Origin of the sequence: Vibrio sp. 1751, from assembly GCF_033339895.1 — a bacterium.
Lineage (GTDB): Bacteria > Pseudomonadota > Gammaproteobacteria > Enterobacterales > Vibrionaceae > Vibrio > Vibrio alginolyticus.
The window spans coordinates 1-13693 of the sequence record NZ_JAWOVM010000097.1 but is presented as its reverse complement, the minus strand read 5'-3'; the positions used below and the strand labels follow the sequence as shown (position 1 = coordinate 13693).

The 13693-nt window shown below is 45.5% G+C and carries 13 protein-coding genes; 8 read left to right on the top strand and 5 right to left on the bottom strand.

The annotated features are described in order from the left end of the window. A partial coding sequence (locus R7041_RS20225) for a hypothetical protein (protein ID WP_318128696.1) occupies window positions 1-195 on the top strand: 195 nt, incomplete at its 5' end. Between the two features lie 60 nt (window positions 196-255). Here the strand turns inward: R7041_RS20225 and R7041_RS20220 are convergent. After that, window positions 256-921 carry an SDR family NAD(P)-dependent oxidoreductase gene (locus R7041_RS20220; RefSeq protein WP_064368783.1) on the bottom strand — a complete coding sequence of 222 codons (666 nt, stop codon included), beginning with the start codon at window positions 919-921 and terminating at the stop codon, window positions 256-258. A gap of 227 nt (window positions 922-1148) precedes the next feature. Here R7041_RS20220 and R7041_RS20215 point away from each other — a divergent pair, with 227 nt between their 5' ends. Both R7041_RS20215 and R7041_RS20210 read left to right on the top strand, forming a co-directional pair. Further along, the gene (locus R7041_RS20215) at window positions 1149-2417 is read left to right on the top strand and encodes a DUF2254 domain-containing protein (RefSeq protein ID WP_005385537.1); all 1269 of its coding nucleotides are present in this window, start codon (window positions 1149-1151) and stop codon (window positions 2415-2417) included. 184 nt (window positions 2418-2601) lie between these two features. Further along, window positions 2602-3081 (top strand): RDD family protein, encoded by a 480-nt coding sequence (locus R7041_RS20210; protein ID WP_158174181.1) that lies wholly within the window; start codon window positions 2602-2604, stop codon window positions 3079-3081. A gap of 87 nt (window positions 3082-3168) precedes the next feature. Here R7041_RS20210 and lptG read toward each other — a convergent pair whose 3' ends face one another. Both lptG and lptF read right to left on the bottom strand, forming a co-directional pair. Continuing rightward, the gene (gene lptG, locus R7041_RS20205; protein ID WP_005381071.1) at window positions 3169-4239 is read right to left on the bottom strand and encodes an LPS export ABC transporter permease LptG; all 1071 of its coding nucleotides are present in this window, start codon (window positions 4237-4239) and stop codon (window positions 3169-3171) included. Window positions 4240-4242: 3 nt separating this feature from the next. Further along, the gene (gene lptF, locus R7041_RS20200; RefSeq protein ID WP_005381072.1) at window positions 4243-5343 is read right to left on the bottom strand and encodes an LPS export ABC transporter permease LptF; all 1101 of its coding nucleotides are present in this window, start codon (window positions 5341-5343) and stop codon (window positions 4243-4245) included. 200 nt (window positions 5344-5543) lie between these two features. Here lptF and pepA point away from each other — a divergent pair, with 200 nt between their 5' ends. The 5 genes from pepA (at window position 5544) to R7041_RS20175 (ending at window position 12200) form a co-directional block, all read left to right on the top strand. Beyond that, window positions 5544-7052 carry a leucyl aminopeptidase gene (gene pepA, locus R7041_RS20195; protein ID WP_005381073.1) on the top strand — a complete coding sequence of 503 codons (1509 nt, stop codon included), beginning with the start codon at window positions 5544-5546 and terminating at the stop codon, window positions 7050-7052. 115 nt (window positions 7053-7167) lie between these two features. Then, window positions 7168-7617 carry a DNA polymerase III subunit chi gene (locus R7041_RS20190; protein WP_031777270.1) on the top strand — a complete coding sequence of 150 codons (450 nt, stop codon included), beginning with the start codon at window positions 7168-7170 and terminating at the stop codon, window positions 7615-7617. 96 nt (window positions 7618-7713) lie between these two features. Next, entirely contained in the window at window positions 7714-10572 is a 2859-nt protein-coding gene (locus tag R7041_RS20185) for a valine--tRNA ligase (RefSeq protein ID WP_206949691.1), read from the top strand. 202 nt (window positions 10573-10774) lie between these two features. After that, window positions 10775-11179 (top strand): DUF2061 domain-containing protein, encoded by a 405-nt coding sequence (locus tag R7041_RS20180; RefSeq protein ID WP_005381078.1) that lies wholly within the window; start codon window positions 10775-10777, stop codon window positions 11177-11179. A 115-nt stretch (window positions 11180-11294) separates the two neighbouring features. Continuing rightward, the gene (locus R7041_RS20175; RefSeq protein ID WP_017636182.1) at window positions 11295-12200 is read left to right on the top strand and encodes a bifunctional helix-turn-helix transcriptional regulator/GNAT family N-acetyltransferase; all 906 of its coding nucleotides are present in this window, start codon (window positions 11295-11297) and stop codon (window positions 12198-12200) included. A gap of 19 nt (window positions 12201-12219) precedes the next feature. Here R7041_RS20175 and R7041_RS20170 read toward each other — a convergent pair whose 3' ends face one another. Both R7041_RS20170 and rraB read right to left on the bottom strand, forming a co-directional pair. Next, complete coding sequence (locus R7041_RS20170; protein WP_064368786.1) at window positions 12220-13020, bottom strand: glycosyl hydrolase 2 galactose-binding domain-containing protein; 801 nt, start codon at window positions 13018-13020, stop codon at window positions 12220-12222. Window positions 13021-13174: 154 nt separating this feature from the next. After that, window positions 13175-13588 (bottom strand): ribonuclease E inhibitor RraB, encoded by a 414-nt coding sequence (gene rraB / locus R7041_RS20165; protein ID WP_005385523.1) that lies wholly within the window; start codon window positions 13586-13588, stop codon window positions 13175-13177. Window positions 13589-13693 lie beyond the last annotated feature (105 nt).

The window sequence follows — 13693 nt, the reverse complement described above, 5'->3', positions numbered from 1 at the left end:
GAACCGCCACGCCCGAAGGCAACGGATTTTGAATCCGTCGTGTATACCAATTTCACCACACCGGCATCTTTGGGCTATTGCCCTTTGATGGTTGGCATTATACGTAAGCTTTTGACCTGCGCAAGCAGAAATACCTTAAATAACTATCGTTTGCTGATAATTTCGCCACAAAGTGTGACAAAGCTGTACTCATAAGAAACGTACGCTCCATTTTCTACTACTCTTCCAGATGAAAATGAGTATACGAAACTCTTTTTAAGTTCTATTCACTGTAATATCAGAAACATAACCATTCCCAATGCTCGACAACGCATTATGGAGCATCTCTGCGGCATCTTCTGCTTGCATGAAGTGACTCGTGTCCATCGTATTGCCGCTTGTTTTCCAGAATTCCGTATCCATTCCACCAGGATAAACCGCGATGATTTTCATAGGTTTTCCTTTTAGCTCCAAACGAACCGACTCAATTAATCCTTTGACGGCCCATTTCACTGCACAATACGTAGACTCTTGCGCTTTAGGTTGTTGCGCGGCTGTAGACATGATCATGACCACTTTTATTGGATGATCTTTGTAACGCTTTACTAACTCTCTTAACACATGAATCGCAGAATTCAGGTTGTTATCAATCAACTTTTGAATCTCTTCCGGCTCCTGCTCTTCCAGTAAGCCAAAATAACCACTTCCCGCACTATGAATGACCATTTCAGGGGACTGTTTAACCCCATCAAAGAGCTGTTTCACATTTTGGTGCGATGAGAGGTTGCAAGCTTGATAACCAACGTTATGAGAGAGTTGTTTTGCTAGTGCGGATAGTTTTTCTGTATTTCTTCCTATTACATACGTCTCTTTGCCTTCCGCATCATAACGCTTTGCTAGTTCCGCCCCTAAACCGCTACTTGCACCTGTAATTACAATCATGCGCTACCTCTTTTCAATCACATACTTTTAATTCATCTATCAATTAAGGTAACAGAATCGTGGTAATTCACACCTCAAGAGCACCATTCTTTGAAGCAAGCAGCTTTCTTACTTTCGTGATGCATGAAATATCAAGCAGAACGACGGGCATTTAACCTATGCTTAAGCAAGAATAACTTTCTGAATTTTCTATCGACTTTCTAGTGAGAACTGAATAGGAGCAAAGAATGACTGGGTCAAAATGGCAGTGGTTACTGAAACAGATGACACGAAAACTGTGGGTCCGGACGTCACTCTACGCATTACTAGCTGTTGCTACCGCCTTAATGTCGATTGTTTTAAACCAGTTCATTACTTTGCCCCCTGCCATCAACGTCAGCAAGGATTTGTTGAACAACATATTAAATATCCTCGCAACCTCCATGCTTGCAGTGACTACATTCTCTCTCAATATTATGGTCTCAGCGTACAGTGCCGCTAGTGCAGGGGTAACGCCGCGAGCGACAAAACTGTTGATGGAAGACAGCACAACACAAAATGCCTTAGCAACCTTTCTTGGCTCTTTTCTATTTAGTTTGGTAGGAATTATCGCGCTAGGTATTGGGGCCTATCATCAACAAGCACAAATTTATCTATTCATCGTGACTATCGCCGTAATCGTGATGATCATACTCACTCTGCTACGTTGGATTCAGCACCTTTCCGTACTAGGAAGGGTCAGTGAAACCACTTCATACGTAGAGCAAGCCTTGTTAGATGCGATAAGAAAACGGGGCAAAGAGCGCTGGCTAGGTGCTCACCCATGGAGCCACCCAGAGCATAAGCCCAGAGGAAGTAAACCTATTTTGAGCCAAGAAATTGGCTACTTACAGCATGTTGATATGCATCACCTCGATAGTATTGCTGAAGCAAACCAATGCACCATCTACCTTGAGCGACAACCGGGAAGTTTTGTGTACGTAGGTCAACCATTGGCTTGGGTTTGTGGAGAATTGCCAGACGAAAGCGAAGTAACGGCAGCCTTCACGATTCGAACGGAGCGTTCATATGATCAGGACCCTCGCTTTGGTTTAGTCGTTATGGCGGAAATCGCCTCACGAGCACTATCTCCGGCTGTAAATGATAATGGCACCGCGATTGACGTTCTTGGGCGTTCTGTACGAGCACTTTCATTATGGGGAGACCTACTCAGTGAGCCGCCTACCAAAACTCGATATCCTAGACTATTTGTGCCCGCATTGAGCTGCCAGGATTTGTTTGATGATGTCTTTTTGCCGATAGCACACGATGGTGCAGCGCAACTCCAAATACAGATTCGCCTACAAAAGGCCTTGCTAGCTCTCTCTAGTATGCACCCTAAGTTATTTTTGTCACCAGCAATCAAGCTGTCAGAAAAAGCTTTAGAGCTTTCATTAAGCCAACATTATACCGAAGATGAGAAACACCAACTCTCTCAGCTATCTAATCTGGTCACAGACCAAAAAGCCAATGGTTAAGAGAGTCGAATTCAGTTGAAACATATTGCTGCACGGCCTCGTGTATCATGACATGTGCTGATAACGTAGGGCAGAAAAGTCTCTTCGTTTATACACAATTAAAGACTCTGTGCGTTAGGTCTCTTTTCTCTTGGTGAGGGAATCTATATTCTGACGCACAATTTTTAAGGTAAGTGATGGAATAATGACAACGTCTACAACTCTTCCACCTGCTGGTCTCTTTCGTCGACTTGCAGCGTTGATTTACGACACATTGATTATTATCGCAATTGAAATGATGGCCGCAGGTATTGTTATGGCCGTTGTGTTTGCACTAAATGCAGCAGGATTGTTGAGCTATGGCGAGTACGCTGATGCCGCAGATATGCTCGGAAAGCACCCTGTATTGAGCCCTCTATTTACACTTTATCTTGCGGGTGTGTGGATATATTTCTTTGTGTTCTTCTGGACGCGAGCAGGACAAACTCTTGGGATGCGCGCTTGGAAGCTTCGAGTTCGCAATGCCAAAGACGGGGCACCAATTACGGTAACTCAAGCTCTGATTCGTATTTCGACATCTGGCTTTGGCTTGGCAAATCTGACTGTACCGATTGATCCGAAGAAACGTGGTTTCCACGACATTTGGGCCAAAACAGAGGTAGTTGTATTACCCAAGGCAACCTAACTTGTCTAGGAACACAAAAAAGGAAGGCGTAATGCCTTCCTTTTACATTTGGTTCGGTAAAACTTGGTTTATTCGATGATGCTTCAGTTATAGCTTTCTTCGTAGTAGTGCAATCGCAATAGCTAAGAACACCAAACTCGGGGCCAAAGCACCAAACACTGGGGATATGCCATACACCAAGCTTAATGGGCCAAAGAACTCACTGGATATGTAAAAAGTAAACCCGGCAACCACGCCCGACAATACCCTTGCCCCCATGGTCACGCTTCTGAGTGGACCGAAAACAAAAGATAGCGCCATTAACATCATCACAGCAATTGAAAGCGGCTGAGTCAACTTACGCCAAAACGCCAACTCATAGCGAGATGCATCTTGTTCCGATGCTTTTAGGTAAGTCACATAATCATACAAACCGCTCAGTGACAGTTCTTCTGGCTTCACGGTCACCACAGCTAGCTTATCCGGTGCCAAAGAGGTGTGCCACTCCATCTGCTCGATGTCTTGCTTTGAAATTACGTTTTCATTTTCCATGTCCGTAATTTGTACGTAGCGCATCAGCCAGTTGTTATCTTGTTGGTAGTCGACTTCTTCGGCGAAAATAACTTTTTGTAGATTCTTATCATCATCAAAACGCCACATATTTAAAGCATAAAGCTTGTCGTCTTCGACTTTACCGATAAAGATAAAGTCGTTTGCGTCACGAGCCCACACACCTGAGCGCACAGACACAATGCTACCACCTGATATCGCAAACGCACGTAAGTCACGGGCCATCTTCTGGGCCTCAGGAGCGCCCCATTGGCCTAACGCCATAACGACAATCATGAGTGGGACGGCCGTTTTTAGTACCGATAACCCGATATCCAGCTTAGAGAAACCAGCAGCTTGCATCACCACCAGCTCAGAGCTTGAAGCCAACATACCTAAGCCGATCAGGGCACCGAGTAATGCCGCCATTGGAAAGAACATTTCGATATCACGCGGCACACTGAGTAACACAAAGTACAACGCATGAGTGAGGTCGTACACACCTCGCCCTACTTTACGTAGCTGTTCTACATATTTGATGATGCCCGATAAGCCAACAAACGTCGCTAAAACCAAGGCAGTGGTAGAGATGATGGTTCTACCGATGTAAAGGTCTAAGATTTTGAACACAGCTTACGCGAGCCTCTTCTTGCGGAATTTGTCTTTTATTCGTCTAGCAGCAACGCTGTCCATCATATTCGCCATGATAGCAACAATCAGCAACATCGCATTGATTGGCCACATACCAATAGCAGCCGGGATGTCACCATCTTCTAATGCAGATTTGGTTGCACTGATCGCCAAGAAATACGCTAGATAGATCAGAATCGCAGGCCCCATTTTGGCAAACCGTCCCTGACGCGGATTCACCGCAGACAAAGGAATAACGAGCATTGTTAAGAGTGGAATACACACAAATAACGAAATTCGCCATTGTAGCTCCGCTTGCGCCTCTGGATCTGGGTGACCTATCAAGTCAACCGTTGGGTATGCTTCCCAGTCTCGCCCTTTCTTTTTGACCTCACGTTGGCCGATAACACCTTCGTATTCATCGAATTTCGTGATCATATATTCAACGCGAGTAGGCACACCTTCATAACGCGTACCTTCTTTCATAGTGATGATCTGACGACCGTCCGAAAGCTCTTTTACTTCACCAGAAGATGAGAACATCACACTCGGTAACACTGAATCTCGAGGGCGCATCTGCGCAACAAAAACGTTGCTCAAGGTATTGTCTTTAATGTCATCGATGAACACAACCGATGAACCGTCTGGTGTACCTTGGAACTGACCTTTTTTAAGTAGGTCAACGCTGTTTTCTGACGCTACCTGCTCATAAAGCTGCTCAACGCGGTCTTGAGACCACGGCGATAGCCACAACGCATTGAAAGCCGCCACCGCTGAAGTAATCAACGCTAGGTATAAGGCCGCTTGAACCAAGAATTTATTACCAATACCTGTCGCGTTCATTACGACAATTTCGCTCTCTGCATACAGACGACCAAATGTGATCAATATGCCGATATACAGACTTAAAGGCAGCATTAACAGACCCATTGCTGGCATGTTCAAACCAACAATCGAGAAAATCAATCCAGCAGGAATATCCCCATCAGAAGCATCAGCAAGAACACTTATGAATTTCTGGCTTACAAACACCAAAAAAAGTACGAAAAAAATCGCAAATTGGCTCTTGAGTGTTTCGCGGATCAAATATCTAACAATAATCACGCTGAAATTACCTATACAAAACTTGTTTTTTTGGTCGAATCACTATAGTTTCCCGTTGAACCATTTATTTTTTTAAAAATTATAAACTAGATGTTAGTCGCTTAATCAGCTCTGCATGTAAGCCTGGAGCTAAAATTCAACAAGTAAGCGATCATTATCTAACATTTAGAGCAATTTGTCTTCAGGATGTAGGAGTACGCATGGAGTTCAGTGTAAAAAGTGGCAGTCCAGAGAAACAACGTAGCGCATGTATCGTTGTTGGTGTGTTTGAACCACGTCGCCTTTCTCCAGTAGCCGAACAACTTGATAAAATCAGTGACGGTTACATCAGTTCACTACTTCGCCGTGGTGATCTAGAGGGTAAACCTGGTCAGATGCTGCTACTGCATCAAGTACCAGGTGTTTTGTCAGAGCGCGTTTTACTTGTCGGTTGCGGCAAAGAGCGTGAACTTGGCGAGCGCCAGTACAAGGAAATCATTCAAAAGACGATCAGCACACTTAACGAGACAGGCTCAATGGAAGCGGTATGTTTCCTAACTGAACTGCATGTTAAGGGTCGTGATACATACTGGAAAGTGCGCCAGGCTGTAGAAGCGACTAAAGATGGTCTATACACATTTAATCAATTCAAGAGCGTGAAACCTGAGACTCGCCGCCCACTGCGCAAGCTTGTTTTCAACGTACCAACGCGTCGTGAATTGAACTTGGGTGAAAAAGCAATCACTCATGGTCTTGCTATCGCATCAGGTGTCAAAGCCTCAAAAGACCTTGGCAACATGCCGCCAAACGTAGCTAATCCAGCTTACCTTGCTTCTCAAGCTCGTCGTCTAGCGGACGACTACGAAACCGTAACCACCAAAATTATTGGTGAGCAAGAGATGGAAAAACTGGGTATGACCTCTTACCTAGCAGTAGGCCGTGGTTCTAAAAACGAATCTATGATGTCTATCATCGAGTACAAAGGTAACCCTGACTCAGATGCAAAACCGATTGTGCTCGTAGGTAAAGGTCTAACCTTCGACTCAGGCGGTATCTCTCTAAAGCCGGGCGAAGGTATGGATGAGATGAAGTACGACATGTGTGGTGCGGCATCGGTATTCGGTACAATGAAAGCGCTGGCGAAGCTAAACCTACCAATCAACGTTATTGGTGTTCTAGCGGGTTGTGAAAACATGCCTGGCAGCAACGCTTACCGTCCAGGTGACATCCTAACGACCATGTCTGGTCAAACTGTAGAAGTTCTGAACACGGATGCTGAAGGCCGTCTTGTTCTTTGTGACGCACTGACTTACGTAGAGCGTTTCGAACCAGACTGCGTGGTTGACGTTGCAACGCTAACTGGTGCTTGTGTTATCGCACTAGGCCACCATATCAGCGGCGTAATCTCTAACCACAACCCTCTTTCTCATGAGCTAGTAAACGCTTCTGAGCAAGCGAGTGACCGTGCATGGCGTCTACCAATGGCAGACGAGTACCACGAACAGTTGAAAAGCCCGTTTGCGGATATGGCAAACATTGGTGGTCGCCCTGGTGGCACAATTACTGCGGGTTGCTTCTTATCTAAGTTCGCGAAGAAGTACAACTGGGCACACGTCGATATCGCAGGTACCGCGTGGAAATCAGGCGCAGCGAAAGGCTCAACGGGCCGTCCTGTCTCAATGCTTGTCCAATTCCTTTTGAACCGCAGCGGCCAAGAGACAGAAGAGTAATTTCTGAACAAAATCGAAAAGGGCCGCAAGGCCCTTTTTTATTATCCTAATTTTCTAAAATGAAAGTGGGACTTAAGATGGTCTTAGGAAGAGACCCAAGGCAAGTGAGAGAATGATGCAAACTGCAACCTTCTACATCATTAACGAAGAGAGCCCGCAAGCAACGGTGGCTGGCTTTGAAGAATACATCGTGTTTTTGGCTCAGCACTTTGCTCGCCAAGGCGCTAAAGTGTATTTAAACTGCCAAGACAAACCACACGCCGAGCAGCTCGCTGAAGCCTTTTGGCAAGTTGATGCAGACAAGTTCATGGCACATAACCTCGTAGGCGAGGGACCGAAATACGCCACCAACATTGAAATCGGCCATGAAGGTGTAAAACCTAATTGGAACCGTCAGCTGGTAATTAATTTGGCGGAAAATGAGACAACCTTTGCGAACAAGTTTGCTCAAGTGGTAGACTTCGTGCCCTGCGAAGAAAAAGCTAAACAACTCGCAAGAGAAAGATATAAAATTTACCGTCAAGCAGGTTACCAGCTGCAAACGATCGAAATTCAATATCCTTAACGGTCAATCCTTATAGTTAAGGCGATCTTGTTAAGATCCCTCACTTATAAAGATTGACTAAGATTCAACCATCAACGTATCCATTAAAAGAGCGCTATGGAAAAGACATACAACCCAACTTCAATCGAACAAGCTCTGTATCAGACTTGGGAAGAGAAAGGCTACTTTAAGCCACACGGTGACACTACTAAAGAATCATACAGCATCATGATCCCGCCACCGAACGTCACTGGTAGCCTACACATGGGCCACGCGTTCCAAGATACGATCATGGATACGCTTATCCGTTGTGAACGTATGAAGGGTAAAAACACCCTTTGGCAAGTAGGTACTGACCACGCTGGTATCGCAACTCAGATGGTTGTTGAGCGTAAGATCGCTGCAGAAGAAGGCAAAACAAAACACGATTACGGTCGTGAAGCTTTCATCGACAAAATCTGGGAATGGAAAGGCGAATCTGGCGGCACTATCACTAAGCAGCTTCGTCGTCTTGGCGCATCTGTAGACTGGGATCGTGAACGCTTCACGATGGACGATGGTCTATCTAACGCCGTTCAAGAAGTGTTCGTACGTCTATACGAAGACGATCTAATCTACCGCGGTAAGCGTCTAGTTAACTGGGATCCAAAGCTACACACCGCGATTTCAGATCTAGAAGTAGAGAACAAAGACACTAAAGGCCACATGTGGCACTTCCGCTACCCACTAGCAGATGGCGCTAAAACAGCGGATGGCAAAGACTACATCGTTGTTGCAACGACTCGTCCAGAGACCGTGCTAGGCGATACGGGTGTTGCAGTTAACCCAGAAGATCCACGTTACAAAGATCTTATCGGTAAAGAAATCATCCTTCCTATCGTTGATCGTCGCATCCCAATCGTGGGCGATGAGCACGCAGATATGGAAAAAGGTACTGGCTGTGTGAAAATCACACCTGCGCACGACTTCAACGACTACGAAGTAGGTAAGCGCCACCAGCTACCAATGATCAACATTCTGACTTTCGACGCGAACATCCGCGACTCAGCAGAAGTATTCAACACTAACGGCGAAGCAAGCGAAGCTTACAGCACTGAACTACCAGCTAAATACCACGGTATGGAGCGTTTTGCCGCTCGTAAAGCTATCGTTGCTGAATTCGACGAGCTAGGCCTACTTGAAGAAGTGAAAGATCACGATCTACAAGTTCCTTACGGCGACCGTGGTGGCGTTGTTATCGAACCAATGCTAACTGACCAATGGTACGTACGTACTGCGCCTCTAGCGAAAACCGCAGTTGAAGCAGTAGAAAACGGCGACATCCAATTCGTTCCTAAGCAATACGAAAACATGTACTTCTCTTGGATGCGTGACGTTCAAGACTGGTGTATCTCTCGTCAGCTATGGTGGGGTCACCGCATCCCAGCTTGGTACGACAACCAAGGTAATGTTTACGTAGGTCGCACTGAAGAAGAAGTTCGTAAGAACAACAACCTAGAGTCAGTCATTGAACTTCACCAAGACGAAGACGTACTGGATACGTGGTTCTCTTCTGCACTATGGACGTTCGGTACTCAAGGTTGGCCAGAGCAAACTGACGATCTGAAAGTATTCCACCCTTCAGACGTACTAGTAACTGGTTTCGACATCATCTTCTTCTGGGTTGCGCGCATGATCATGATGACCATGCACTTCGTGAAAGACGAAAACGGCAAACCACAAGTACCATTTAAGACGGTTTACGTTACTGGTCTAATCCGTGACGAAAACGGCGACAAGATGTCCAAGTCGAAAGGTAACGTACTTGACCCAATCGACATGATTGATGGTATCGACCTAGAGTCTCTCGTAGAGAAGCGTTGTGGCAACATGATGCAGCCTCAACTAGCGAAGAAGATCGAGAAGAACACTCGTAAGACGTTTGAAAACGGTATCGAAGCATACGGTACAGACGCACTGCGTTTCACTCTTGCAGCAATGGCATCAACAGGTCGTGATATCAACTGGGATATGAAACGTCTTGAGGGTTACCGTAACTTCTGTAACAAACTATGGAACGCAAGCCGTTACGTAATGATGAACACAGAAGAGCAAGATTGTGGCTTCAACGGTGGTGAGATTGAATACTCACTAGCAGACAAGTGGATCGAGTCTCAGTTTGAACTCGCAGCGAAAGCGTTTAACAACCATATCGACAACTTCCGTCTAGATATGGCTGCGAACACGCTTTACGAATTCATCTGGAACCAATTCTGTGACTGGTACCTAGAGCTTACTAAGCCAGTTCTATGGAAAGGTACTGAAGCACAACAGCGTGGTACTCGTCGTACATTAATCACGGTTCTTGAGAAGACGCTACGTCTAGCTCACCCAGTGATTCCTTACATCACTGAAACTATCTGGCAAAGCATCAAGCCATTAGTTGAAGGTGTAGAAGGCGAGACAATCATGCTGCAAGCACTGCCTCAATTCGACGAAGCAAACTTCAACCAAGAAGCGCTAGACGACATTGAATGGGTGAAAGCGTTCATTACCAGCATCCGTAACCTACGTGCTGAATACGACATCAACCCTGGTAAGCCGCTTGACGTTATGCTGAAAGCAGCAAATGTAGAAGATGCCTCTCGTCTAGAAGCAAGCAAGCAAGTACTGATGTCACTAGCGAAGCTAGAAGCAGTACGCGTGCTTGAAACTGGCGAACAAACTCCTGCATGTGCGACAGCACTGGTTGGTAAGTCTGAGTTGATGATCCCAATGGCAGGTCTGATCGACAAAGATGCTGAGCTTGCTCGTCTAGATGGCGAAATCAAGAAGACTCACGGCGAAATCAAGCGTATCGAAGGCAAACTAGGTAACGAAAGCTTCGTAGCGAAAGCACCTGAAGCAGTTGTTGCTAAAGAGCGTGAGAAGCTTGAAGGCTACAAAGAGACACTAGCTAAGCTAGAAGAGCAGAAGACAACGATCGCTGCGCTTTAAGCCTCAGTGAAAGAGAAGAATTAACACTTCTCACTTTTGGTTCAAAAGGTTGGTCATCATGGCCAACCTTTTTTGTATACATTTCACCAAAACCATCATCAATAGCTTCCCCCTATCACAACAATACTCATTACCCATTAGCATTAATGAGAGTTATTATCGATAATAAACTCATCGAAACAAACACGATTGAGTAATTATCATGAAAAAGACACTAACTTTCGCAGCACTGCATTTTACTATCGCATTTAGTGTCGCTTACGTACTCACAGGCGACATTCTAATTGGTAGTTTAATTGCCATGATTGAGCCTTCAGTGAACACCGTAGCCTTCTACTTTCATGAAAAGGCATGGGCAAAAGTCCCAGCACTTAAAGCTCGTCAGTGGATGACCAAATTAAAAACCGCAAGCTTTGCGACCGTGCACTTCAGCGTCGCTTTTACCGTGGTTTACTTACTAACAGGTGATGCATTCGTCGGCGGCGTAATGGCGATGCTAGAGCCGAGTTTGAACACGGTGGCTTACTACTTCCACGAGAAAGTATGGATGCGTAAATCATCAGAAAAAGCTCCAGCACCGCAGTTTTGTTTACATCACCACGCTTAAATATGGAGGCTCACTACGTCTCCTAACGAGAAAAATGACATTTACCATTGACAATGTTGCGCACCGCAATTAATTTAATTGCGGTGCGCAACTTTATTTTTAGAGGTAAGTGATAATGAACGCTCGTCAACTTCGACACTACTCCCGTCAAGCCGTCCGATTGCTTGGTATGCTTGATAAACAATGCGGCGATGTCGCTCTCACTCCAGTGCAAGCGCACGCATTGGGTGAAATCCAATTGCAGCCATTGACCATCAATCAGCTGGCACAGCAGCTTAATGTCGACAAGTCCAACGCGAGCCGAACCGTTACTGGTTTGATTAAATTAGGTTTGGTCGAGAGCATCGAAAACCCAAAAGACAAACGTAGTCAACTCGTCGCGATTACAGAGCAAGGCCAACAGGCGTTATCACAACTGGACCAACAGCAAAACCACTTCTTTGAACAACTGCTTACCCAACTCGATGACAGCGAGCAAGAGCAACTCAAACTTGGTCTAGAGACTTACCTAAAAGGGCTAACAAAAGTGTGTCAGGCTGAGGAATACGTTCTTCGACCTCTTACTAAAGCAGACAACCCGCAAGTCGCAGATGTGATTCGTAAAGTCTCTGCAGAATACGGCTTAACCGCAGACAAAGGTTATGGTGTGGCCGATCCAACGCTTGATGATATGTATTCGGTGTACAATCAAAACAGGGCCGCCTATTGGGTCATTGAACATCGCGGAGAGATCGTTGGTGGCGGTGGCTTTGCCCCTTTAGCTGGCGAGCCAAATGTGTGTGAACTACAAAAGATGTACTTCTTACCTCAAACACGAGGACACGGTTTAGCCAAACGCATCGTCGCATTGAGCTTACAATTGGCGAAACAGTTTGGGTATCAGCAGTGTTATTTAGAAACGACAGAATGTCTAAGAGAAGCGGTAAGCTTGTATGAAAAGCTAGGCTTTGAGCATCTCGATGCCCCGCTTGGACAAACAGGGCATGATGCATGTGAAGTCGTAATGCTTAAGATGCTGTAATAGATAATATTATTAGATGTTAGAGCACAACATGGGTAACACAAAGCTCCTGGCTCAAGGCAACAGTGAAGTTTTGGTGCTGCCCATCCAACTCAACAGACAACTGGTAGAGATCACTTGGATCAGGATCAGTAAGATCTGCATACTTTGGCGCTTCGACCTGGAATAAAGCGCTCGCATGCTCCGCTCGGACATCAATAGGAATATGGTAAGTCATGCCATTGAACTTAACCGATGCCGATACTAAACCCGGCGCAAAAGTTTGGTAGTACAAATCCACCTTAAACTCACAACCACCACCGTGGTGCCAAATCTGTTCGGTAGCCACGCGGTCTAAACGCACATTGCGAATAAACTGCAGATACGGCTCTTGCCATACCCCTAACCGCTCGTCACTCTTTTGGTATTCATGATCTGCAAGTGAACACAACTCCGGTTTATCCTCATCCAACAGAAGATCTTCTTCTTCCTCAAGGAATAGGATCTCAAAACGGTTGCGCCCCATCTGCATGAACGGGCGAATGTCTTTCTTGTAGACATTTTGAGAACCGTCACAGTCAAACAATGCTACTCCGTTCAAACGCACTTCTGCATGGTAATCCACACCACCCAACACCATTTCTACCGCTGGGAATGCCATCATGGATTCGTCCACTTCAATGTCATGCATCAGGTGCCACTCTTGCTGACGAATTGCTTCTTCTGTCAGTTCAGCTGGCAATACCTGACTCAAAGGAGCAGGGAAAGTAATGTCATCCTGTGGGATAGAAAGGTCCGTCAGTGGAGAGACTTGCCATAAACCGGCGAGTGAGAGTTGCATATACACCTTGAGCTAGATCAATTTTCACGCATTATAGGGAGAAATCCCCTATAAACTCAATGTTAATTATTTATCGCCTCCACATTCGTCAGTTTTTCAAGGTATAAAAAAACCAGCGTTAAACGCTGGTTTTTCCAAAAGTAGTGAGCTTTGATTACTCGCCGTCTTCATCTTCTTCAGGGTAAAGCGCATCTTCGCCTTCGTAGTACGTACCCCAACCGTCATAGATGATGTCGTATTTTTCTGCCAAGTGAATCAATTTTTCAACTTGCGCATCAATCGCTTCTGCGTCTAGTGCGGACTCCATAGTCGCATCACAGCAAAGCAACTTGTTACCATCTTCATCTTCAGTTTCTTCTGCTTCAAGAACTTCAAAGCCCATCTTGAATGCTTCAACTACCGCTTTTTCTAGCGTGTCAAAATCTTCGGCAAACAGGTGGTGCTCAATTTCGTATAGCGAATCTGGATCGCTGCCATCTTCTAGCAATGCTGCAATGATATCGCGAGTCTCTTCCTTTTGAATCTCAATTAATTCTTCTACTGATAGATATTCATCTTCGTGAGACATGTTTTGGCTCCAGATTAGTTACTTGATGGAAACACAATACCCGATACTGAGTATGCTGATCCGGTGAAATATGGCATGGATTGCGATGAAAAGCCACAAACAAAC

Coding starts and splice junctions, on each gene's coding strand:
- R7041_RS20220 (WP_064368783.1), bottom strand. CDS start 921: ATGATTGTAATTACAGGTGCAAGTAGCGGTTTAGGGGCGGAACTAGCA.
- R7041_RS20215 (WP_005385537.1), top strand. CDS start 1,149: ATGACTGGGTCAAAATGGCAGTGGTTACTGAAACAGATGACACGAAAA.
- R7041_RS20210 (WP_158174181.1), top strand. CDS start 2,602: ATGACAACGTCTACAACTCTTCCACCTGCTGGTCTCTTTCGTCGACTT.
- pepA (WP_005381073.1), top strand. CDS start 5,544: ATGGAGTTCAGTGTAAAAAGTGGCAGTCCAGAGAAACAACGTAGCGCA.
- R7041_RS20190 (WP_031777270.1), top strand. CDS start 7,168: ATGCAAACTGCAACCTTCTACATCATTAACGAAGAGAGCCCGCAAGCA.
- R7041_RS20185 (WP_206949691.1), top strand. CDS start 7,714: ATGGAAAAGACATACAACCCAACTTCAATCGAACAAGCTCTGTATCAG.
- R7041_RS20180 (WP_005381078.1), top strand. CDS start 10,775: ATGAAAAAGACACTAACTTTCGCAGCACTGCATTTTACTATCGCATTT.
- R7041_RS20175 (WP_017636182.1), top strand. CDS start 11,295: ATGAACGCTCGTCAACTTCGACACTACTCCCGTCAAGCCGTCCGATTG.
- R7041_RS20170 (WP_064368786.1), bottom strand. CDS start 13,020: ATGCAACTCTCACTCGCCGGTTTATGGCAAGTCTCTCCACTGACGGAC.
- rraB (WP_005385523.1), bottom strand. CDS start 13,588: ATGTCTCACGAAGATGAATATCTATCAGTAGAAGAATTAATTGAGATT.